The sequence below is a fragment of the Acinetobacter sp. Ac8 genome (assembly GCF_055392545.1).
Genome location: NZ_AP043689.1, coordinates 1,019,949 through 1,040,664, shown reverse-complemented (window position 1 = coordinate 1,040,664; position 20,716 = coordinate 1,019,949). Strand labels below are relative to the sequence as shown.

Genomic DNA, 20,716 nt, shown 5'->3' with positions numbered 1-20,716 from the left:
ACAGCCCGTTAGGACTGTTCTTTGATTTGAAATTTAAAGGAACGAATGATCTTTTTCATAGTATCGATCATCATAATTTATACAGGTAAGTTTGTTGGTCATTTGAGTGTTGCGTGACATTTCGCTTAGCATAAATGCCTGACTAGATGTCTCTGCCACTTTTGTGATTGAATACAGTGTTCGAACATAGCGATCATTACCAACCACAAGTGCCATTGTTGGCGCATGATTAAGAATAATCTGATTGGTGTACTCGCCAGCAATACATTCAATAATATCTACAGATCCATCCGAAATTTGCAGACAACAGTAATATTGCTCACCATCTTCAAAATCAACATCCATAGAGCAAGTTAAAATCAATCCATCAACCGCAATAATTTCACCATCTTGTGTTTCTAAACTGGTACTGTCTGCAATTAAGATTCGATCATTTCTAATCAATAATTCAGACTCATCAAGCGCTTCAAATTCACAATCAACATTCTGATATTGAAGTTTGTTCCACTCACGCCAAGCCCTAGTTTTTGCAACAGCGTGATTTCTAATACCTGAAGTTGTGATTTTAAGCGCATTGGTTAAAGTGATATTTTCAGGAATTGAATAAGTAATTCGCTTATCATCATCTGGTGATGTGTATTCAAGCTCAACCCCATCATAGTCTTTATCGATACCAAATTTAAAAGTACGCTTTTCTGAACTTGAAACTTTATTCCGATGATTAAACAATAAAACTGAACTTGTTTGAGGTTTTTCAAACTTCAGTCTTAATTTATTTCCAAATCGGATTGCTTCACAGAAACATGCACTCGCAACCATGCCAGCCTGTTCTTCAAATGACAGAGAATCATCATCAAAGGTATAGCAAAACTCAGTAGCATCAGTTGAGTTAAAATATGTCTTTACTGCTTGAATTTCTGACTTGATCTTATCAATATCAACATCTAAGGAAGATCGACGTCCAATGTACTGATCAAGTGCCATGTTAATAAGAGCTTGACCAGCATCATTGGTAGGTTGCAATAATCCAGTTCCATCAACAGGTAATTTTCTGGTAATCAAAGTATTAAAATTTCGCTCTTTGACTGAAAGCGCGCCATTTGTTGCGGTTGTCCGAAGCCTGAAAACTGTCACACCCTCGTACACTGATTTGTCATACTGTGAAGTCAAATAAACATCTTTGACTTTACATTCAGTGATCGGATTTGCACCTCCACCAGCCCAAGTTTTAGCCAATCTAAACCGCTGATTGCCTGTCACTGGTAGATCAATTCTTAATGTTCGACCAAATGAATCTCGATTTTTTTCCTCAATGCGAAAATCTACTCCACGCATTGGGCCTTGAGGGTTACCTAATTCATCAATTGATTGATACTGAACAGAAATCAAAACATCATTAAAAGTTGTCTTACCATCTTTGTTGACGTTATACAAACCCTGCGGAAAGTAGATATTAAATTGCAACTGTGTTGCTGATTCATGATATAACTCAAACCAACCGACCCACTTATTCGCAACAATCTCTAAATAGATTTCAGATGTATTTAAGCCTGCAGTACTGCCATTAAATAATGTTGGAATCTTCTCCCAATCATCATTAATAGTGGTCGCATTTGCTAAGCTAATACTATGCTCATCTACAGCACTAACTGAATAGTTTGCATCAAGATCCACACTTTCATCATTGTCATTTAAAGTTAAGCCGGCTGAGATATCGTGGTTTTCAGTGATGTAATTCCAGTTGTAATTCACTTGTTTTGCTGAATGCAAGGCAATGGCATAACTAAAATTAGAGCCCGAAGGGGTTTTGACTATTGAATCAACTTGATACTGCCCAGACAAGTCATAATATTTGGTTGTGGTTTCCTCTGTTACTTCATCTATTTCAGTGACTGCAACATTCGCCCCATTTACCAGCAAGCCTTTAAACTTCTCAACAGAGTTAATATCTAAGGCAGATTCAACAATAATTTTAAAGTCGCTTGTGATGGTACAAAGCCCGGATAGAACAATATTTTCTACACCAAATTGTGCGCCAGAAATAGCTATACCATCACCGACTTTAAACTTGTCTCTAAAGTCCATGGTGTTGTCAGTAGTTCGAATTACCCCACCAGTTGTGAAATAAATACTCTGACTTTCAATAATCACATCATTCGGCTGTACAAGGCTTTGACCGTTGATTGAAGAAGATTTAGCAACATCTAGCGGAAGTGATGTAAAAGCATTGCCAACTTTGTAAATTGTGTTGCTGCCAATGATGCTTTCACCCGGATCATAAGCACTTACACTAATTCCATCGATACCGTTAACATCTGTTTCACCATCACGACAATCTTTGATTTGATAATATCCGCGGCCTAGAACCATTAAACATTCTTCGACTTCGATGTTGTTCTCATAGTAAGTATAGGTAACTGCGATCAAATCAGGATAAGCGCGCAAAGTGCCGTAAATATCAGGTACACGAGAATTGATCCGCATCTTGTTTGTGCGATTCGCCAATTCATTATTGGATGAGCCTATTTTCTGCTGATCAGGCTTTGGCATCGTGAGTATTGAATAAACACTGTATGCAGCCATGATTGCCATAACTACATAATAAACAATCATAAATGGATTTGCTTGAGGTTTTTTATAAAGATAAAAAATGCCTTCAAGTGACTGTAAGTGCTCAACTTCTGATTCACTTCTAGGGGTAACATCATGACTTTCAGCTACATGGTTGTGATAGACGGAAATATCCTCAGGAAGCCCCTTGGGAAACTGCTCAACGATATAGGCACAAACATCATCAACTTGTGCCATAGACCATTTGTCACTATTAAATGGATCAAGACAAACAATGACTGTTTTTTTCATGTGTAATATCTCGTCTGTCTAAAACCCATCTTGATTATTTCTAATGGAACGTATTGCGCACCACGTCGAGATAGATGTAATAATTTATCTTCAAAAAAAACCCCAACATGTGTTGGGGATTCTTTGCCATTTAAGAAAAAGACAATGCAGGGTGAAATGGGTTCCTCAAGCACATCAAAACCAGCATGACCATTTAGAAAGTCATTTAATCGCTGTGTTAAATCTTCGCCGGTAATTTGTTGCCAAGCTTCACAAGCAAATTCATTACATGTGTATTTAGAGGTCCACACTCGATCTAGTAAATTATCAATAGACATTAGGCTCTCCGAAGCAATGGAAATTCTTCAATCGTGTAAATACGGCCTGTTCTTACACTGTTGAGTTGCGGTGCTTGAGCATCAAAAGTCGCTAATCCTGATGTATCTTTAGACACACTGGGAATCTCTAAAGCTGGCATCGAGATCATCGGATCAGATAAATCATCATCACGATAAATTTTAAAAGAACACTCAGGTTTGATTTTGCGGAATGCACTTGAGTGAATTTTTTTAACTTCATTCATCAGCTCATCATCCATATCTGCAAGCGTAATAGATAATGTTTGATCTAAATCATTGGTCACATTATTTCGCTTTATCGACATAGGCTTATAATCATAATTCTGATTAGAAGCTGTAATTCCCTGAGTATCATTTTTAACGTAACGATAAACTTTAGAAAAACTTGGATGGCTGATCTCAATACATTCAAGCTGAGTTACACCGCCACCAGCATTTAGAAAGAAAGAAACATAATCAGACATGAATACTCCTTAAAGCATTTGGCATACTCACATTGACGAGCTTTTCAAGTGGATCTAGCAATTCAGATAGATCTATGCCCTCATTTCCAACTTCAACCAAAAGCCGATCTTCTTCAATATCTACAATCGGCTTTACTCGAAGTTGTGCTGAACATGTGAAAATAAGACCATCTAAACTATTTAATTGAAATGAATCTTCAACAAAATACGCTTCATAGTTCTTATATTCAGGTCCATTCACCTTCAGTGGTGCATAGAAAAACTCATTTGGGTTTTCACACCATACATTGTGTAAAGCATCCAAATAATCAAACCCAGCTTCTTTTACAACCCATTGAACATTCACGTTGTGATATGCGTTCTTAATTACTCGTCGGTAACGTGGTGCACCACCGTCTAGTTCTTGAGAAATAACACCACTCTTGAATCCAACAGAATAACCACTTTGCGTGACGCATCTTAATAAGACATTTGGCATGGTTTCTCCAATAAAAAACCACCCGAAGGTGGTTGTTAGTTATTCTTTCTTACTACAATTGGTCAAGTGCCAATCCAATATCCTCAGCCCTTTTTAGCCAGTATTCAGCTTCTATAAACTTAATAGATTGCTCTAATCGATAGTCAGCTTTGGTTCTCATTTTCTTAAATCGATTAATTTCAGTGAAAAGTCTTAATGCTTTAACTTTATCTGATGAAGGAATATTTTTATCTTTAAGGCGACTAATCATTTTCACATGAACACCTCCATTCGATATTGTTTCTTGCCAATTTAATCTAGCTTCTACATTTTCAACCAATGAGTGATATGTGTAGTAATACGATCTTCCAATAATATTTCTCGCATGTGCCTCAATATGTGAATTTTCCGTATTAATTATAGATTTGCAATGATTTAATATTTCGTCTTTAGTCATTTTCTTGAACTCCATCAAAAGGGTGAAAACCAAATGACAGAACATTTAATTCATCTATAAGATTGAGCTTATAACACTCATCAAAAATTTGATTATCTAAATACAAAAGTTTCTCATAAGATGCATCTATACTAGCAGATATAAGGAATTCTCCTTCAACAACACTATATTCAAAAGACCAGCATCTTGCATTATTGGATATAACAACACTGTGAATGATATTCATCATCATGCGTAGTTTTTCAGAGTCTATGTTGTTCCATTTATCTAAATTTTGAAAAGTCTCTATCTTATCCTTGAATTTTTCTATAACACTCTTCCTTTTTAGTAATTCTTCAAGTCGACCACTTAAATAAAACTCAAGGATGAAATCGCTGGGTAATTGAGATAGGTCAAGATTACTCTTTTCCGTTAAATCAATAATTTTTTCAATAGTTTGGCTTGCTTTTACATAATCCAAGGTGTGATTAAATACATAATGAGCATTTCTTAATACCGATAAATTAGTACTTTTATCAGCATTCAGTACTGCTAAAGCATGTGCTGTCTTTAAATTATTGAAATTTAACTCGGTTAGACTATCAAGCATTCGCCACAACTCCAAAGGCGTTTGATCTTTGCTCTCAGCCAAAAGCTTCTTACAACGAGCATAATTAAACTCGGAAAGAGTTTGTCCGAGCCCTAATGATGCTAATGTTGAAATAACATCATCTGTTTTCTTTTTCCTTGCTGGAGTGGCCATATTTTTTTCCAAAAAATAACCACCCCAATTTACATCAATTACAAGAATTTTAAAATCTATCTTCTTCTGGTTGCTGTAGTATTCTGTTGAACAGATTTAGAAATCTGACTGTTAGGATTTCGAAGTTGACCAGCAACTATATCTTGCACCTCATCAATAGTCACATACATTTTCCCATCCGAACCCTGTCGAGCACTTACATTCGTTTGAGCATTATTATTGATAACAATACTTGGACCTTGCGATTTGCTATTAGCAAGATAGTTGGTCAAATCCTTATTTTGTTGAGGATTTAGCACACGTTCACCGCCATCTAAAAGCCAAGTACCTTCACTTGGGATGTTATCAATACCATTGTGGGCCATACCCTTTAAAGATATAGATGAAATAGATGTTATTGCTGGCATCAAGGCCGCCATAACAGCTGCGCCACCAGCAAACTTCTGAGTTAAAGTCATTGCACTAGGATCTGCAAAAGCAGTCGAATATGCGGTATAAGCCGCCACCATTGATGATGCAATAGAAAACGCCTGTTGCATTGCAAACATAGTTCGATAAACAGAAGATTGTTCGCCTGCACCATCCTTAGCTGACTGAGCCAATTGTGAAAAAGTGTTTTGAGCGGTTGAAAGAATGCCTCCCCACATATTAATCTGCTCTTCTTGTTGACTGCGCGCTAAGTCTTTAGTTTGCTTGTCATACAAAAGATCTAATGAAGCCTTTGAATTCACGTAGTCTTCATGTGCACTTTTAAGCTGATCATACTTTTCTTGCTCAGACAGAATTTGGCTTTCATTGATAGCATTAACAGAATCTATCAAATCATTTCCAAGGCTTGCATACCCATCCTGTTGCTCTTTATTTAGTTGCCAAGATTGGTACTGAACTGGAGTCATAGATGCTTGTGCTTGTGCCTCAACACCCTTATCCCTCATTGAGTAAATTGGGTTATTGATGTTGTCGAATGCAGCTTGACGAGCATCAATAATATCTTGAGTTGCTTGATAGTCAGCTTTTACTCGATCGTCACCAGCTTTAATGTAGTTTTCTACATCTTCCTGATATTTTACCTCCTGAAGAGCTAAATGATCTTCCATCGCCTTTGGATCTTTAGCAAAAGTCTCTCGAATCTTCTTAACTTGCTCTGAGTTATTGTTTTCAAGCTTTTGCCAGTCATTGTAGAACTCAATCAAAGCAGTTCTTTCTTGAGCAAGTTTTTCTTTATAACTGGCTAATTTCTCCAAGCTCTTTTGCTCGTCAGAACCCTCAATAAAAGATATAGATCCACTAAATGCAGCCTTCCATGCCTCTTCAGCTGATTTACCAGAAGCAATCGCTTGTGTATAAAGCTCACGACTAGCCTTTAAAGCGTTTTGAGCTTCTTTAACGCTAATACTTGCTTTATTCCCAGCCTTACCATCGTAATAAGACTTACCAGTCACAGGACTGGCAACAGAAGCAAATTCTTTCGCTAAATCTAGATTTGCAGCATAAAGATTATCACTCTTACTCTTAATGTAATCTTCAATACTTCCACGGTCTTTCTTGGCAGTAAGCAGATACTGCTGAACTATACGCTCTTGAACATTTGCATTAAATTTTTCAGCAACAGATACAATACCAGCATCAATAGCACCTTGAAGTGTAGAGGGTATATTTTGATATTTTCCAGCTGCGAATATAGAACCATTTTTTTGCAATGCTCTAATTTGCCCAACAGTCATATCAACTAGATTTAATTTTGATCCAACGCTGTCGCCTGCCTTGCCCTTGTTGAAAGAGTTATAGTTCCCCTCTCCACGAGCAATCACAGAATCAATTGTTTTGGAGTTAATGGTTTTTTTGCGTAGTTCATTTTGCTTTTCAAGCTCTTTATTTTGAGCTTTAATCGCATCAGCTTTGGCATCCTCTGTATCTTTCATTTTTGCAGATATATCTGCAATCTTCTTCATCTCAATGCCAGTTTTGGAGTGTGCAAGGGTTGGATCAAAATTAAGTGCTTTTAGAACTGCCATTCGTTCTGCAATTTTATTTTCACTAAACCCCATTTTCTGCATTTGTGCTCTAGCAGCCATTTCCTTAATGTTCGATAAGGCGGTTTTACTATATTCAGCATAAGCCTTTTTAGTTCCTTCAATGGCGCTCTTTTCTCGCTCATGTGCTGCCGTTCGCTCATCTGTAGATTTCACTGAGTTTCCAGTTAATCCATTTAGTTCCTTAACCTTACCAGCAAGAAGATTCACTTCTACTTTAGACTTGTCTGTTTTGGTAGCATAGTTTTGCAAACTGCTCAGAATACTGTTTGGTAATTCAGCTATACCATTAAACCGCTTAACAGCATTTGTTGCTGAAATTTGGTTTAGTGAATAATCTTTAATTACTTTATTTAGGTTAGTAATTTGCTGTTCACTGCCACCATTTAATCTTACATATTCAACTTGAGCTTCAAGAGAATCAACAAGACCGTTTTTTAAGTCTAGAAAGTCTTTAGTTGCGATTTTAGTTAATTCAGATTGAGTTGCTATTTGTTGGTTTAACTTTTCATTAACAACAGTGTGAGCACCTGATGTCTGAGACAGTAAATCTAAAGCTGTTTTATTTTGATTGATATTTTTTCTTGCATCAGCTACAGCACCCGAATACTCAACAAGTTTATCAATCTGATCTTGAGAAAACCTCCCTGAAATTACCATTTTTTGCAAAATAGCACTTGCATCACCAGCACCAGTTTTAATGGATTCAATAGCCTGCTTATATTGAACATAATCATTACCAGAGATTTTAAAAAGTTCTTTTTGAAGATAAGCAAATCTAGTCATTGAGCTTGCTGCGTCATCAATTGAATCATTTTGACTATCAATCTCTTTGCGCAAACGAACACTTTCAACCTGAGCTTGTACAGAATTTAACTCTAGATATTTCTTGGTTAAATTTTCAACTGAGTCAGATTGAGTTGCTAAGGACTCTTTGACCTCTTCTGCACTACTGCTCAAATAATAAAAAGCCGCAGCAGTAGCGGCTATAGCAATACCCATTGGACTAAATAAGGCCATTAGTGCAGCTTTACCTAACGCTAATCTACTTGTAACTGCTGCTTGAGCTGTAAGTGCGGCAGATAATCTGGCAGAAGATGCCGTTTGTGCTGTTTCGGCAGCAGCGATTTCTAGCGCAACCTGTGCTTGTAATTGTCCAAGTTGAGCCATACGAGTCATGGTTGCCATGCGACCCTGATTCGTAATCTGCTGTGATAATCTAACTTTTTCAAGTTCGATTTCAGCCATGATTTGCGTATGCGTTGCCTTGGCGTTTATTAATGTGATTTCAGTGCTTCGAGCCTCTGCAGTTGCAGATGCTACTTCTGCCTGAGTTGCAGCAATGTTTGCTTGTCTTTCTGAAAGAGTCGCATCAATTTTCGCAAACAACGAGTATGTTGCATTAGTTGCGGACACTGTCGCGCCTACCATTGCTTTTGCTAAAACCCCAACTGCAATAGCCGCACCTGTGTTGGCAATCGGCTCAATATTATCAGCAACCATTTTTATAGATGATGCTAAAGTTTTTGCCGCCCCTGAGCCTGAACCAGCCTCACCAACAAATTTAGTGACAGAATCATTTAACTGTGTAAATGATTGAGCAATTGTAAAATCTGTTTTAGAAAATAGATTGTCTACAGATGTTTTGGCATTATTAAGGGCTTTGATTACAACATCACCAGTTAATTGGCCTTCGCCTGCCATTTTACGCAGTTCGCCAATGTTTACCCCTAAGCCTGTTGCGATTGCTTTTAATAATGCTGGGGCTTGTTCTGCGATACTGTTAAATTCTTCCCCACGCAATACACCTGAAGCTAAAGCCTGTCCGAACTGCATCAACGCTGCTTCTGCACTCGCTGCGCTCGCACCTGAAATTGAAATGGCTTTTGAAACCGTATCAGTCAATGAAGCTGTTTGCTGCATGGTGATACCAAGACGTGAAGAGTTTTCAGCAAAACGTTGATAAACTTGCGCAACCGAACCCCAAGATTGCGCTGTGGCTTGAGCGATATTAAAGGTATCTTGTGTTGCAGTACTTAACTCTTGCTGAGAATTAGTAACAAGCTTTAATCTGTTTTGTAAGTTTGTATAGCTATCTGTATAAGCAATAACTTGATGAATTGAGAATGATCCTAATGCTGCAACTGCTAACCCTTTTATTGCTTTAGTTGCGCCATTTGTGCTTTGCTCAATACGTCCTAATTCTCGACTAGCTGTATTGGAAGCGTCACGCATACCCTGAGTAAAATTGCCTGTACGACAAATCAAATCAAGTGTTAATGATCCTAGTTTTGTTGCCATTTACTTTTCCTCAGGCAATAAAAAACCACCTTTCGGTGGTTTTGGTTTATTTAAAATTAAATGGTATTAATATTTAAGCTTTAGCTTCACTTGATCTACATTTATCAACTTTAGGCAAATTGATTCTTTGTCAGCAACTTTTCTATTAATCCATTGATTATCAAACTTTAATTCTTTAAATGTTTTTTTTGAGAGTAGCTCACCAGTTGCATTTATAGTGTTTTGAAGAGTGGTTGCATATGCAATTTTATCCAACTTTATTAATGATGAATCTGAGCACGTTATTTTCTCATAATTTGTTTTTGGCGTTTTGCAGTTAGTTGGGGATTTTAATTTCCAAGCAGAATCATCATAAAAATAATCCCAATCCTTCGAACTATCCTTAGCTATTGTTTTGTCTAAAATTAAATTTTTATCAGCTTCTTTTAATAATGGCAAACACTCATTATCAAACGCAAAGGCAGTGCCACTTAACCCCACCAACAAACCTAAAAGAAGAATCTTTTTCATATCAAATCACTCACATTTTTAATAGCCAGTTTAACACCATATTGACCTTCATCAATATCATCATCCCAACCACCATTAATGACAGCATCTACAGTTCTATTTATTCTTTTTCCTGCAAGTTTTTGCGCATCACCACGAGATAAGTAACCAACTAACAAACCATTGATTTCCACTTTTACAGCATTCTTATCAAATTTATTGGTAGGTTCAGATGTTATTCTTGCAGTACATTCATGAAATTTTGATATTTCTTCTTTTGGTCCAGCAATTTTTTTTAAATTTTGCTGATAAGACCCTTCACCCACAATGTTAAAATTATAGGTTGTTGTTGATCTTGATTTTATTTTCGGACTATTAACCCTATTAATTACATTATCAGGCAGACGACTACCTGAGAATGCATCATCACCATCTATTTTTGTTAAGTCAGTAATACGAGAAGTGTCAAATTTTATTGGTTTAACTTTAGCTCCGTTAAAACCAATAAAAACCAAAACTGCAATAATAAAAACTACAAGAATGATTACCAACATACCCCACCCTAAATTAAAAATTTAGACCAAGATACTAATTATTGGGTTAAAAAGAAACCTCCCGAAGGAGGTTAGATTTACTCTGCACAAAGGCTTTCCATGTAATCCTCAAGCGTGACTTCATCTTTTTGCATTTTACTTTCTTCGTGAGGCATGAAATCAAAGGCATTAATACTAGTACCTTCTTTCACTTTAAATCTTGTGTAATGCGCTATCCAGTTGCCAAACGCTTGCTCAATCCGACGACCAAAAAATAGAGATCCATACTTTTTACGGTAGGATCTCCATAACATCAATTCAGGGTTTGAGATATTGGCTTTGGCTTCAGCTATTGTTCTTCCGCCGATGCCGTTGATGACAAGCTCACACCAGAATTCTTCTCCTTGGTTGAGATCCAATTCTTTCCCGAGAAGTTCACCACCGAATCAGCTGCTTCATACAAGGCGTCAATCACTTCTGATGAAACTAAACCTGTATCAGTAATTTTTGGGAAAAATTTAGTTTTTTCATCTTCATAAATGATTTGATGGAGTAAAGCTTTACGGTACTGATCAACAGTTAGCCCAGTACTATTTTTCACCTTCCACACATCGGTTGCAGTGGCCACTTCATCATGGGTGAGAATCTTTACAAGTACTTCCCCTGTAAATTCTTTGCCCTCTAAATCAAGAAATTTAATGGTTTTCTCAACAAAAGTACCAATGCCTACAGCCTTTTGAGTGGCTTGTAATGTCAACTTAGCCATTATGGTGTCACCTCACGACGAGTCATAGTTACTTTTGAAGTACGAACAATGGTGAAGTCATAGTTAATGACTGCATCAACTTCAATATCGTTTGGTGCAGTATCATTCATATAACCTTTAAATGACCACCAGTTACGATCTTCAGGGAGATTAATTCCACTTCCAACCGTGTAAGTTGGTGGTGTTTTTGAATGGCTTGAGCCAACATACCAGTCTTTAACTTCACCTGATTCAGCAATTTTCAACAATTCGATGTGACTTGCATTTTCATCATCTAAATTGATACCAATACCTGCCTCACCCGGATCACGAATCCCACGGACATATTGCTTACTTTCTGCATCAAGACAAGTAACATCAATCTTCCCGAAAGAATCTTGACCAAATTTAAAGTTTTTAGGGCAGACAAAACGAACAATCGCCCCGTTGACTACAGTGAATACTTGCGTACCCTGCGTTTTAGTTTCTGCCATGAGTAGATCTCCTCTTTAGGCATAAAAAAACCACCTTTCGGTGGCGGATAAAATAAAACCCTGACAATGCAGGGTTTTAAGATTGAATATATGTAAAAATCAGGGTGAACATAATTAAAAATAAGAGAAGATAGAATGATCTTTTCCAGTAAAGAGTTTTCGCAATAACCAAAGCAACATCATCTTCCCATTTTTGAATTTGATCTGCTGTATCATTTATAAATTTACGACTATCTTGCACTTCTTGTCGTAATTCTTTATTTTCATGCCAATTATCAACTAGCATTTGTCGCTGAGACTCAATCCGACTGATTACTTCCTTAACAAGTTCAGAGTGAGTCATAGCCTCAAGCTCTTGGCGAATATCAAAATATTCATCATCTTGATCAATATCGGGCATAGAATTAACCCCCTAAATCCAAAACACCGACATTCGCTCTCAGCCAATCATTCCGTCTTTTATCATTAATTTTCTTTTCTCGTTTTCTGGTATGCATACCCAAGCTAGAAATAGTACCCTTTGCCATGGATAACTTGTCATCAAATTCTATTTTATTGAATTCGTCGAATGCTCTTTGTCTTGCACTTTGTTTTCCAGTCCAGTAGTTCCAAAGAACATCGTCACACTCTTCTTGGTATTTGATGATAGTTTCTTTTAATTCGGGTTTTACTTTGTTCGGTTCAACAGAGTAAAGCCATGCGGGTAATTTTCTAAGTGGAAGCATAATAACTTCACGACTTTGGCTATCACCAAATAGCTGAATGGTCATTTTGACCATGCAGCTTTTAAACTTGTTGGTAATTTTACGATACTGACTCTTCCAGTCTAACCCCATACCTTCAACAATTGGCTTCATTGGGATATATGGCTGACCGTTATGTTCAATCATTGTGAGATTAGCATTGTTAAATGGCACAATCATTTGACTATGATCTTTATTGAAATTCGATTTTGCATTCATTGATACGCTCCGACCACTCATAAAGAAAAGAAAGCCAACAAGAAGATGCAATGAGTAGTCGAAACGACCATCTTCCTTTCAGGAGCTACCCTAGTCGGCTTGGATGCCATATTTCAGGCATTAAAAAACCCTGATCTAATTAAAGGTCAGGGTTAATTAATCTTTGTTGTGTGTTTTACCGATCAAACCACCAGTTCGCATCAAATCCACGACCAAAAATGTTGGTATCAGCAACACGTTCGACATGGTTTGGATGCAAGTTGGTGATTGTGCAAAGTGGGTCTAAAACAACACTGATTGCTTTTCTAATTTCAGATGCTCGTGCTCTCTCGATGTCATAAACAACAAGCTGATAAGTTAGATGATCAATCTTAGGTGGGCAATCCAAATTATGATTAGGTACACCGCCTACCAATGACCAGATAACATAAGGAAATTTTGTTCCATTTGGCGCAATATCTTCATAGATTCGATTGTTAACTAATGCAACAACATCAGGTGACGCTTGTAGTGTTTTGAAGATTGGTAAAATGTTCATGTAGGACTCGCTAAAGCTTTGTTGATTTCGTCATTCAACATTTGAACAAACTTATCTGTGACAGGCTGAATATTGTTGGCAAGTGCTGGGCGCATGAATGGTACGGCTGGATTATTTACAGATCCAAATTCAACCCAACGCCAATGCCTCGTATCACCACCACTTAAATTAGGTGGGTTTGGATTGGAGAATGACGCACCACCTCTCACACCTACTCGAATTTTAATATCACTTGGATTTCTTGTCTTTCCACCTTGAACAGAAATATTTTTCCAAATCTTCTCACGTGTTTCGGGATCATCAATTAGCTTTGCATTATTACGCGCTGCATCACGAACAATATTCGCTGCCTGTCTTAATGCCTTGCGAACCATTGATTTTACTTTACGCGGATTATTTAGGCGTTCAAGTTTGGATTGAAGTTGATCTAGTCCTTGGATATCGAATTGAATATCAGCCATATCTACCCCAATAATTTCAGCTCAAACGTCACATAAATTTCAGCGTTTTCGTTGTCAGGTTTTGGCGGTGAAACGATCTGAAAAGTTTGATCTTTCCATAACACGCGCATTTCCGTTGTGATATCGGTACGTTTGCGAATCTTTAAGCGCGCATTGGTTTCTGATCCAACTGCTTTGGCAGTTAAAGTATCTTTTACAGATAGAAACTCAACTTTAGACCAAAGTTTTTTGTATTCAGACCAAATTGGCTCAAGTTCATTGTTATATTCATCAGTTGGCGTGATTTTGTGTTGAATGGTTACTCGGTGGAGTAGTTCGCCTGCTCTTTGTCCCATACATCACCCATTTTTAAAATTACTAATAACAAAAATTAGAAACGTAAATATCAAAGCAACAACAACACGCCAAAATATTTTAAATACAAATCCCGTATACGCTGAATCACTTGGCCCTTCGATGATTATTGAAGGCGGTGCAACATACTTTGGAGCTGAACTATTTTTAACTCTACAGTTATCACAATGGTTGCAACACATAGATCACCTCAAATCGCTGTAGGTTTTCGATAATGGAACAATAAAGACTGCACAGGCATCGGAAGATAATTGCCATTCACTGGTGTTTCACTCTCAGCGTTACGGTGCTTATCCCAAAATCCACACAACAATAAAATGGCTTGATGAATTGCTTTTGGATATTCAGATTCAAACTCATCCGTGATGTAGTTTTTAACAACAGAATCCGCTGCGTCCAAATAACCCTGTAACATCAAGTCATTGTCATCATCGTCATAGCGCAAATGCTCTTTTAGGGTTTCTAAGCTAACAATACTCATTCATCACCCCATTTCTTTTGAGCCAATTTGAAGTTTTCATGATTAAATTCGCCTGAATGGGCCTTTTCACAATGCCAGAGTGAGCCATTCTTAGTGACGAAATCACCCACCTCATAACTTGATTTTTGACTAAAAACACCTTTATACAGAGATTTTGGTTCTGCTACTGGCTGATTTGAAGTGTTGGTTTTACTAAATGGATCATCTTTAGCATCTCGTTTGGATAATGCTTCCAGTGAGAAGTTTTGCTGCTGAATCATTGGTGAATCTCCACCAGTCACAGGCAAGTATCCTAATTTCTGTCTCGCTTCATTTGGCGAGAAAATACCAGCACTTATGCCATCTTTGAAATATGCAATCTTACTGGTTGAATCCATTCGAATAAGAACATCAAGATCAAGGAACGCTTCAACTTTATAGTCTTGCAGATTCAAACCCTCATCGAGTAGATTTTCCCGTGCTTCAATATATGACTGTAAGCAATCTGAATAGTAGATTTCATTCAAATCTGAAACTTTAGTTGCGCCCTGCACATCTGTTACACCAATCTTGAAAGGTGGAACATTGAAGGCGGTACAAACAATTCGAGCAGACATATTTAGCTGTTCAATAAGTTGGCTATCTGTTGCCTTCATGCCAATGCTGACATACTTGGCACCATCTGATAAAAGGCCAGTTTTACCAACATTAGCGCCACCGTAATTTGCATCCCATTTAGTCTTAACCTCTAAAGCTTTTGAAGCATCCAATGGTCCAGGTACTTCAATAACTCCTCCCGGTCTTGAGCCATTTGCAAAGAAATTTTTCGAGTTTCTGAGAATTGAAATACCCTGCTCAGATGCCAATGCACAAGCCATGATTGGGGTTAATCCAACTAATGGATGATAAAGCGCATTAATGCGGTCATGAATTATTTCAGATGCCGGAATAATCACATTGTCAGTCTGAGTTAGTCGATCATTACTGAGTTGATAATAAATCTCTCCATTATCATCGACCAGTGTAGTCACAAGATCTGGATTTAGAATAACTAACCGATACAGTTCACCAAAGGCATCGCGCACTTTAAAAACATAAGTGTTTCCACGTAATAATAAGCTTTGTGTCCATTGCTCATTGAACTGTTGCCAATTCTGATAATGATTTGGCTTTCTAAAAACACGAACTAACTCTTTTGGTGTTAAGGCATCAACTAAAACACCATCTTTTTTCTTTTTTAACAGTACTGGCATCTTGCCAATATCTTTAGAAATAAGACTGATACACGCAAATACAGCATAAAAGGCTGTCATATCTTCACGTGTAATTTCTTTATTTTCCTGCCATGCGCCTGAAAATGGCTCTTGAACAAAAAGACTATTCCAAGTGCCAGCATTACGGGCAGTTTGATAGCTCTTTTTGCCTCTAAACCAGTCAAAAATACCCATAATTAATGCCTTTATTCTTCGGTTTTAGATGGTTTTGCCTTTGGTGCTGGCTTCTTTTGCTCTTGATAAATCTCAGCAAAATTCAATTTAATAAGGACATTTGCTTGATGATCTTGAATTTCTTTCACATCACCCACTTTTGAGTCATGTGTATCTTTTAAATATTTAATTTTCATAGACTGTTCCCATAGCTAAACATTTTGATTGCTTAGATATGAAAACAGCCCCAATTAAGGAGCTGTTTTGTTTAATCATTATCGATTAAGGCGTGTAATCGATATAGGCTGCCGCAATTGCACGACGTTTAGCCCACGTGATGAACTTCTCTACACGAATGGCAAATTTGTTTTCTTGCCATAAGTTGTGAGTCGTAGATCCATCAACCAATGTTGCTTGATCACTGTAAGCCACATCAACACCGCCATCTTGAGCAACAAGCAATTCACTCATTTTCACAAGAATAACTTTGTCACCAATAGACTGTGAGGTGATGACTGGAATACCAAGAAGTGAACGTGCAGCACCAGCAAAGGTCATTCCGTTAAAATATGTATTCCCTAAAGGATCACGAAGCAAAGCATACTGCATTGCACGTGTTTCACTCATAAGGAAATATGCATTATCGGTGGTAAGATTCGCAGCAACGAACGTGGTGATAAGTTTTAGCAAATCAGCTTCAATTTGAGCGCCACTTGTGCCTGATGGTTCAATTGCAGTCACCCCATTCAAGATGCCTGCAGGTGTAACATCTGTTTGAGCTTGTGCACCAAGGAAAGTTGTATCAATTAGAACTTTGCTCGCTTCAATCAAATCATTTAACACAAGTTGGTCAATTGCAGGATCTGCACGACGAAGAAGCTCTTGCGTGTACACAGTGATTGCAGCAAGTTTATGCTCTTTGATTTCAATACTGCCAAATGTTGGATTGGTTAAAGGTTTTTTCTGACCTTCACCCACCCAAGATGCGGTGCCACCCGTTAATTGGCCATTAATTTTCACATTGAATGGAACAGAGCGAAAACCTTTCAATTTATCGAAAATTGTTGCATTGCGAAGCAATTCAAGGAAATCACCCTTATATGTATCTTGTTGGACTAAAGGCGCTGCAAATCCAGCATCAGTCGTTGTACCAAGTGTTGCTTTTTCAATGTACTGAATCGTGTCTTGGCTATAACCAAGTTGTTTGGCGGCTTCCACAACTGTAAGAATGTTGCCTTGCTTTTGTTCATGGCATGCAAGCATTTTTGCTCGGGCAAATTGAGCGAACGGAACGCCTTTTGGAAGATTTGACGAAACTTCAATTACAGCTTTTTTAGGATTTGGATTTCCGCCAGCAGAATTTGCTGCTTCTTCAGGATTGGCACCTGCCACTGGTGTAGCGGTTTGAGCAGCTTGTTCGGATTGCTTGATCATATCTTTTACACGATCAATGTTTTTCTGAATAGTCGCAATTTCAGCGTCTATCGCTTCAATTTGCTTTTCATCTTCTTCACCTGGTGTTGAACCACCATCCAACGCTTTAGTGACAATGTTCTGCTTTTCAAGATTCTTAGCAGCCAAAGCATCAAGAAGTTGTTTTAAATATTTATTCATACTAATTTTACTCCACCCTTTGTTGGGCTATTAAGTTTTACAATTACGTGTTTTTGCTCAGATGAATCGCCATCTGAAACGGTTTTCTGAGGTTGTTCGCCCAACGCGGCTTTGTATTCCTCGAAAGCTTTTGAATAATCTGTTGCACTCTCGCGATTGCATGGGATAGTCACAAGTGAAAGCTCGTACCACTCCCAATCGTTGAATTGGATGCCACCACCTTTGATGAATTCGGCTTGTTCCCAATCAGCCAAGAAGCCAACAGATAAACCTTTGACTAATCCATATTTAAGGCTTTGATAGGCTTCATCGACTCGGGCTTTTAAGTTGCCTTCTTCAGCAATTTCAGGAAGATGAATTTCAACTTCAATGCCTTTATCTGTGACTTTGGCATCAATTACCTGACCAATTGGTGCACTATGTTCATGATGAAAAAGTAATGGCAGTGGCAATTCAAACTTGGCACCACTTGGAACCATGATGTCTTTTGCTCGATCTGAATTAGGTGTGCTTGCTATACCTTTGAAGGTTCGCTTTTCATCATTTGTGCTTTTGATTTCAAAAGAGCCAAATGATTTTTTTAGAGCTGGCATCTGGCTCTCCTTAAAATGAAAAACCGCCAATTAAGGCGGTTATTGAGTTGGATTTATTTAAAAGAAAAAAACGTTATATTCTTTTTGGACTGGTTCAGGATTCATACTCATCAAAGCCACAGCATTAAATGTCGCAATCAAAGGGTCTATCTTTCCTACACCTGATTCTTGCTTTGTTATACGCATACCGTTTCCAATCATAACAACTCTAGCATTACCTACCGCCCAAGTCATAAGATCCTGTCCAGCGTGCCACAAATACCCCTCTGCAAGCTTTCTTTCGGTTGTGTGTATATACCCCATTAATCTATACCCTTGCGGCACAGCAACAAGATAATCTTCTGGTATTCCAGCTTCTAATAAGCCATCAACCAACCCACCCATACCCTCTTTGTCCAAGCCCATCTTGTAAAGTTTTCCACTATCGAAAACTTTTTTAGCAATCATGCCAAGTTGATCAATATCATCACCAATCTTGTCAACAATGGTTAAGCTGCCTTCATCCTCAAAATCTCTGTACTTTGGATTAATGCTTTTTCTTCGATCTAACGCGACTGTATTCGCCCATGCATGATTTCGTAACCACCAAATACGTGGATTGGATTTTAAGCGACCCAGCACAGCATAGCCCAATAAATCATCCAATCCACCGCCATCTACTCCGATGGTAATAACATCGGATTGATCTATAAGCTCATCTAAAGTGAATTTTTTAGATTGCTGTAACCAAAACTCAGCGCCTGCCCACCGATTTGCACGAAGGCTCATGCCTATTTCGACATTTAAACGCTTGGCTAGAAAATCTCGGAAATTTTCCTCATCTGAATCTTTAGATTGTTCAAAGTCATCTTTTAGCTGTTCTGGATCTACAGAAGAACCATAGTTCGGATTGGGAATATGAAAGTTTTCAGGATTTAGATGTTCTTCATCCTCAATCATTTTCTTTGGAAACTCATAAATCAAAGGTAGAAATTTTCTGTTCTCTTTGATTCCATCTCTTATATCACGCGCATAATCCAATTTTTGTTTGAATACACCACAAGGCACTTCACTTGATTGTGTTGTTAAGTAAATCACACAACCTTCAGGACGACTCGCTAAACCACCTGTTGCTTCACGAAACATAGCAGCAGCGCCTGAATTCTTTTGGAACAAATGAAGCTCATCAATTAGAATCCATGACGCCTTTTTACCACCAACTGTATTAGATTCAGCAGCTACGACTTTCAAGGTGGCATTGGTATTCCTGTGTGTAATTGTTTTTGTAAATTCTGAAATATTTAAGAGTGATTTTAATTCAGGATCAGCATTAATCGCTTCACGAATTGGCACATAACTATTGTCTGCAACTTCTTTGGTCGGTGCCAAAATAATGAGTTCTGCGGCTTGACGATCATTCATAATCAAGGCCGTAAGCATGATGAATGCTGCCAACGTTGATTTAGAGTTCTTCTTAGGGATAAGTAGGAAAAACTCAGTGATCAGTCTACGACTTTCATCCTCACTATAAGCACCAAAGATTGCAGATACGAATTCAAATACCCAAGGTCTTGTAATTTCACCCATTGTGGGCTGACCCATAACATCAGTGACAATCAAGCTTTTAAAAACATCTAAAGCCATTTCGGCTTCATCTTCAAACAGCGGCTTACATGGAATTAAGGATTGACCTTTGACAATCTTCTTTTCCCAATCTTTGCAAGAAGTTGTCCATTCCATAAATCACCTAACTATATCGTTTTCGTGCCGCCCTAGTTGCAAACTTACCTGCACCGCCAGCAATATCTCTTGCTTCATCTTTTTGAGATTCTTTTTTACCCTTGGTACCAACTTTTCCGTGCACATAAGGCATAGCCGCTTGCGCTGCTTTAAGTCTTAAATCTGGATCTTCATTTTTATCTGTCCAGATTGTTTTTAAGTACTCAAGCGGATCATCAATACCACCTATGGCAATATCATCTCGCCCAACAAATTGACCATTCGCCTGTTCAACTTCGGGTTCAATGCGCTCAACACTCACAACTTCAACAAAGTTTTCAGCTTTAACTTTTTCTTTCTCAGCTTTAACTTTTTGAGTGTCAGAAGTTAACTTTTTGTCAGCCTTTAACTTTTCGATATAGCTGATAATGTCGGGGTTTTTAGCAAGTTTTGCCCCTGCTTGTGCTGCTGTTTTTTCTGCATAACCTGCTGTAATTGCAGAATCTTTATTGCTTAGACCACTAACTACAGCCTGAGCAAATTTTCTCATTTTTGCAGTTAATGACATAATTCACCTTTAACTTTTGAGTTAACTTTTTGATTAACTTTTTTTGAAAACAGAATTTTTTTTGTAAATGAGATGGTGGGTGGTCTAGAAATTTTTAAACATTTCAAGATTTTACCTCCCCCCACA

Annotated in this window: 24 protein-coding genes; all 24 read right to left on the bottom strand. The window is 37.8% G+C overall.

The window, feature by feature from the left end; all coding sequences use genetic code 11:
- Nucleotides 1-33: 33 nt before the first annotated feature.
- The 24 genes from ACZ5QH_RS04995 to ACZ5QH_RS04880 all read right to left on the bottom strand — a co-directional run bounded on the left by ACZ5QH_RS04995 (nucleotide 34) and on the right by ACZ5QH_RS04880 (nucleotide 20,590).
- A complete protein-coding gene (locus tag ACZ5QH_RS04995) occupies nucleotides 34-2,862 on the bottom strand; it encodes a host specificity factor TipJ family phage tail protein (protein ID WP_303577899.1) in 2,829 nt (942 codons plus the stop codon).
- The gene (locus ACZ5QH_RS04990; protein ID WP_234622645.1) at nucleotides 2,859-3,179 is read right to left on the bottom strand and encodes a hypothetical protein; all 321 of its coding nucleotides are present in this window, start codon (nucleotides 3,177-3,179) and stop codon (nucleotides 2,859-2,861) included. The genes ACZ5QH_RS04995 and ACZ5QH_RS04990 overlap by 4 nt, the downstream gene beginning before the upstream one ends.
- The gene (locus ACZ5QH_RS04985; RefSeq protein ID WP_303577898.1) at nucleotides 3,179-3,664 is read right to left on the bottom strand and encodes a DUF1833 family protein; all 486 of its coding nucleotides are present in this window, start codon (nucleotides 3,662-3,664) and stop codon (nucleotides 3,179-3,181) included. Before ACZ5QH_RS04985 ends, ACZ5QH_RS04990 begins: the two co-directional genes overlap by 1 nt.
- Nucleotides 3,657-4,142, bottom strand: coding sequence for a hypothetical protein (locus ACZ5QH_RS04980; RefSeq protein WP_303577897.1), 486 nt, complete (start codon nucleotides 4,140-4,142; stop codon nucleotides 3,657-3,659). Before ACZ5QH_RS04980 ends, ACZ5QH_RS04985 begins: the two co-directional genes overlap by 8 nt.
- A gap of 52 nt (nucleotides 4,143-4,194) precedes the next feature.
- The gene (locus tag ACZ5QH_RS04975; protein ID WP_004726914.1) at nucleotides 4,195-4,578 is read right to left on the bottom strand and encodes a hypothetical protein; all 384 of its coding nucleotides are present in this window, start codon (nucleotides 4,576-4,578) and stop codon (nucleotides 4,195-4,197) included.
- Nucleotides 4,571-5,320: a hypothetical protein gene (locus ACZ5QH_RS04970; protein WP_303577896.1), complete on the bottom strand. Its 750-nt coding sequence runs from the start codon at nucleotides 5,318-5,320 to the stop codon at nucleotides 4,571-4,573. Before ACZ5QH_RS04970 ends, ACZ5QH_RS04975 begins: the two co-directional genes overlap by 8 nt.
- A gap of 56 nt (nucleotides 5,321-5,376) precedes the next feature.
- A complete protein-coding gene (locus ACZ5QH_RS04965) occupies nucleotides 5,377-9,654 on the bottom strand; it encodes a tape measure protein (RefSeq protein ID WP_303577895.1) in 4,278 nt (1,425 codons plus the stop codon).
- A 66-nt stretch (nucleotides 9,655-9,720) separates the two neighbouring features.
- The gene (locus ACZ5QH_RS04960; RefSeq protein WP_180644721.1) at nucleotides 9,721-10,164 is read right to left on the bottom strand and encodes a hypothetical protein; all 444 of its coding nucleotides are present in this window, start codon (nucleotides 10,162-10,164) and stop codon (nucleotides 9,721-9,723) included.
- Nucleotides 10,161-10,697 carry a hypothetical protein gene (locus tag ACZ5QH_RS04955; protein WP_303577894.1) on the bottom strand — a complete coding sequence of 179 codons (537 nt, stop codon included), beginning with the start codon at nucleotides 10,695-10,697 and terminating at the stop codon, nucleotides 10,161-10,163. Before ACZ5QH_RS04955 ends, ACZ5QH_RS04960 begins: the two co-directional genes overlap by 4 nt.
- Nucleotides 10,698-10,774: 77 nt before the next feature.
- Entirely contained in the window at nucleotides 10,775-11,095 is a 321-nt protein-coding gene (locus tag ACZ5QH_RS04950; RefSeq protein ID WP_373996374.1) for a hypothetical protein, read from the bottom strand.
- Nucleotides 11,026-11,442, bottom strand: coding sequence for a hypothetical protein (locus tag ACZ5QH_RS04945; protein ID WP_180644723.1), 417 nt, complete (start codon nucleotides 11,440-11,442; stop codon nucleotides 11,026-11,028). The genes ACZ5QH_RS04950 and ACZ5QH_RS04945 overlap by 70 nt, the downstream gene beginning before the upstream one ends.
- Nucleotides 11,442-11,915: a phage tail tube protein gene (locus ACZ5QH_RS04940; RefSeq protein WP_180644724.1), complete on the bottom strand. Its 474-nt coding sequence runs from the start codon at nucleotides 11,913-11,915 to the stop codon at nucleotides 11,442-11,444. Before ACZ5QH_RS04940 ends, ACZ5QH_RS04945 begins: the two co-directional genes overlap by 1 nt.
- Nucleotides 11,916-11,991: 76 nt before the next feature.
- Nucleotides 11,992-12,315 carry a hypothetical protein gene (locus ACZ5QH_RS04935; protein WP_303577893.1) on the bottom strand — a complete coding sequence of 108 codons (324 nt, stop codon included), beginning with the start codon at nucleotides 12,313-12,315 and terminating at the stop codon, nucleotides 11,992-11,994.
- 4 nt (nucleotides 12,316-12,319) lie between these two features.
- Nucleotides 12,320-12,877 (bottom strand): phage antirepressor N-terminal domain-containing protein, encoded by a 558-nt coding sequence (locus ACZ5QH_RS04930; RefSeq protein WP_180645086.1) that lies wholly within the window; start codon nucleotides 12,875-12,877, stop codon nucleotides 12,320-12,322.
- Between the two features lie 175 nt (nucleotides 12,878-13,052).
- Complete coding sequence (locus ACZ5QH_RS04925) at nucleotides 13,053-13,415, bottom strand: DUF3168 domain-containing protein (protein WP_303577892.1); 363 nt, start codon at nucleotides 13,413-13,415, stop codon at nucleotides 13,053-13,055.
- Nucleotides 13,412-13,876, bottom strand: a complete 465-nt coding sequence (locus ACZ5QH_RS04920; protein ID WP_303577891.1) for an HK97-gp10 family putative phage morphogenesis protein — start codon at nucleotides 13,874-13,876, stop codon at nucleotides 13,412-13,414. Before ACZ5QH_RS04920 ends, ACZ5QH_RS04925 begins: the two co-directional genes overlap by 4 nt.
- Before the next feature lie 2 nt (nucleotides 13,877-13,878).
- The gene (locus ACZ5QH_RS04915) at nucleotides 13,879-14,211 is read right to left on the bottom strand and encodes a phage head closure protein (RefSeq protein ID WP_275059601.1); all 333 of its coding nucleotides are present in this window, start codon (nucleotides 14,209-14,211) and stop codon (nucleotides 13,879-13,881) included.
- Nucleotides 14,212-14,420: 209 nt separating this feature from the next.
- The gene (locus ACZ5QH_RS04910; protein WP_234622632.1) at nucleotides 14,421-14,711 is read right to left on the bottom strand and encodes a head-tail connector protein; all 291 of its coding nucleotides are present in this window, start codon (nucleotides 14,709-14,711) and stop codon (nucleotides 14,421-14,423) included.
- Complete coding sequence (locus ACZ5QH_RS04905; RefSeq protein WP_303577890.1) at nucleotides 14,708-16,138, bottom strand: phage portal protein; 1,431 nt, start codon at nucleotides 16,136-16,138, stop codon at nucleotides 14,708-14,710. The genes ACZ5QH_RS04910 and ACZ5QH_RS04905 overlap by 4 nt, the downstream gene beginning before the upstream one ends.
- Nucleotides 16,139-16,149: 11 nt before the next feature.
- Nucleotides 16,150-16,314, bottom strand: a complete 165-nt coding sequence (locus ACZ5QH_RS04900) for a hypothetical protein (RefSeq protein ID WP_303577889.1) — start codon at nucleotides 16,312-16,314, stop codon at nucleotides 16,150-16,152.
- Nucleotides 16,315-16,399: 85 nt separating this feature from the next.
- Entirely contained in the window at nucleotides 16,400-17,731 is a 1,332-nt protein-coding gene (locus tag ACZ5QH_RS04895; protein ID WP_234622629.1) for a phage major capsid protein, read from the bottom strand.
- On the bottom strand, nucleotides 17,728-18,324 hold the full coding sequence (locus tag ACZ5QH_RS04890; protein WP_234622628.1) for an HK97 family phage prohead protease: 597 nt from the start codon (nucleotides 18,322-18,324) through the stop codon (nucleotides 17,728-17,730). The genes ACZ5QH_RS04895 and ACZ5QH_RS04890 overlap by 4 nt, the downstream gene beginning before the upstream one ends.
- Before the next feature lie 57 nt (nucleotides 18,325-18,381).
- The gene (locus tag ACZ5QH_RS04885; protein WP_303577888.1) at nucleotides 18,382-20,043 is read right to left on the bottom strand and encodes a terminase large subunit; all 1,662 of its coding nucleotides are present in this window, start codon (nucleotides 20,041-20,043) and stop codon (nucleotides 18,382-18,384) included.
- A 7-nt stretch (nucleotides 20,044-20,050) separates the two neighbouring features.
- Complete coding sequence (locus ACZ5QH_RS04880) at nucleotides 20,051-20,590, bottom strand: terminase small subunit (RefSeq protein ID WP_303577887.1); 540 nt, start codon at nucleotides 20,588-20,590, stop codon at nucleotides 20,051-20,053.
- Nucleotides 20,591-20,716: the final 126 nt, after the last annotated feature.